Raw genomic sequence first — 1703 nt, 5'->3', positions numbered from 1 at the left:
CCCCTTTCCCGCTTCCAATTCCGGCCCAACACTGGTAATGTTGTCCTTGTTGGAAGGGGGTGGCACCCCGGACAACGAGAACCACTCGAAACCCGATCACCGGAGGTACGGACCATGAGCGAGCAGATCACCCCCGAGCGCCAGGCCGAGGCGGAGGCCATCGGCCACGCCGCCTACCAGGCGATGCGCGCGGAGATGATCGAGGCGGCCCGCCAGCGGGAGGGTGACGGCATCGACACCCCCCTGCTCATGGAGGGGTTGGAGGCCGAGGCGGCCTACCAGGCCGCCCGCGAGGCGCTGACCAGCGCCCGCGCCGAGCGTCAGCGCGTGCTGTACGCCATGTGGCGCGCGAACAAGGACCCCCGCGCCGTCGCGGCCCTCATGCCCGCCACGGTCAAGGCCGCCACCGTGCGCGCCGCCGTGGTCAAGCTCGCGCCGTCCCAGGACTTCGAGGCCCTGCCCCTGTGGCGCACCGAAGACGAGGAGGCCGACGCCAAGAACTGAACCACCAGGCCGGGCGGCGGATGGCACCGCCGCCCGGCCTGCTCGAAACCCTCACCGCGTACCCCCAGGAGCAGGCCATGAAGTTCCAGATGCACGCCGCCATCGGTTACGACGGCACCCCCGCCCCGTCCCCGCTCGACACGCACAAGACCGCCCACGAGTTCGCCGCAGCGCTGGCCGATCTCTTCCAGGTCGAGCCCGCCCGCGTCGTTCACGACGAGTGGCGTACCGCCCCGTACGTGTGGACCAACGTCACCGTCTCCCTTCCGGCCATCGGCACGGCGGTGTTCAGTGTCGACAGCCGCAAGAGCGGAGCCGACGCGATCCGCCTGTACCTGGACAACCGGCCGGTCCCGTTCCACTGGACGCCGGACAGCGCCGGGCGGACCCTTGCCCAGGCGGTGGCCGACTACCGGGCCCGCCAGCCTCAGAGCACCGCCAAGGGCTGAACGAGTTCCCGGGGGCGGCGGCAGCCGCCCCCGGGCAGCGGAAAACCCAAGATCAGACCCGGTTTTCCGCTTCCATTTCCGGTCCAACTCTGGTAATGTTGTTCTTGTTGGAAGGGGGTGGCACCCCGACCGACACCACCACTCGAAACCCGCACCACGGAGGAACTCCCGTGATCACCACCACCATCGCGCACAGCCGGGTCTACGGCACCGTTGCCCGCCTCAGCGACCAGCACCCTTGGGCCAAGGCGACCCTGCGGCAGCACGGATTCGAGTGGTCCCACTCGCTGAAGGCGTTCACCGCCCCCGGCACCCGCTCCTGGCCGTTCGATCACTACAGGTTCGCCCGGCTCACCCGCGAGCTCCGGCGATGCGGATTCCCCGTCAAGGTGGTCGTCGACAACGCCCAGCCCGACACCGACCCGATCACGGATGCGCTCACCGAGCTGTTCGATCTCGCCTACGCCGTCCAGCACCTCGGCGCGGCACTCGCGCACGACATGCTCACCCGCCCCGGGCAGGTCACCGCCGAGCGCATCAAGGAGGCCCGGGAGGCCGTGGAGGCCGCCCATGAGAGGGCCGAACAGATCGAGATGCGGCCGGGGGTCTACGAGCAGCCCGAGATGACCGAGGTCTGGCACATCCTCACCCGAGGAGCGATGGCCGTCGGGCTCTGCCCCTTCTAGTCCCCGCGCAGCCACAAAGGGGCGGACACCGGCAGGGTGTCCGCCCCTTCGGCGTACCCGCCGC

Annotated in this window: 3 protein-coding genes; all 3 read left to right on the top strand. The window is 69.9% G+C overall.

Translation table 11 applies throughout. From position 1 onward, the window contains the following. The first annotated feature begins 114 nt into the window (after nt 1-114). Nucleotides 115-504, top strand: a complete 390-nt coding sequence (locus AB0D93_RS41535; protein ID WP_362131965.1) for a hypothetical protein — start codon at nt 115-117, stop codon at nt 502-504. Between the two features lie 20 nt (nt 505-524). Continuing rightward, nucleotides 525-953, top strand: a complete 429-nt coding sequence (locus AB0D93_RS41530; protein ID WP_362131962.1) for a hypothetical protein — start codon at nt 525-527, stop codon at nt 951-953. Between the two features lie 170 nt (nt 954-1123). After that, entirely contained in the window at nt 1124-1639 is a 516-nt protein-coding gene (locus tag AB0D93_RS41525) for a hypothetical protein (RefSeq protein WP_362131959.1), read from the top strand. The last annotated feature ends 64 nt before the right edge of the window (nt 1640-1703 follow it).

This window comes from Streptomyces sp. NPDC048191, from assembly GCF_040652655.1.
GTDB lineage: Bacteria > Actinomycetota > Actinomycetes > Streptomycetales > Streptomycetaceae > Streptomyces.
This window is presented reverse-complemented; position numbering and strand designations above follow the sequence as displayed.

What these genes read in the sequence shown, in the direction of transcription:
- AB0D93_RS41535 (WP_362131965.1), top strand. Translation starts at nt 115, where the DNA reads ATGAGCGAGCAGATCACCCCCGAGCGCCAGGCCGAGGCGGAGGCCATC.
- AB0D93_RS41530 (WP_362131962.1), top strand. Translation starts at nt 525, where the DNA reads ATGGCACCGCCGCCCGGCCTGCTCGAAACCCTCACCGCGTACCCCCAG.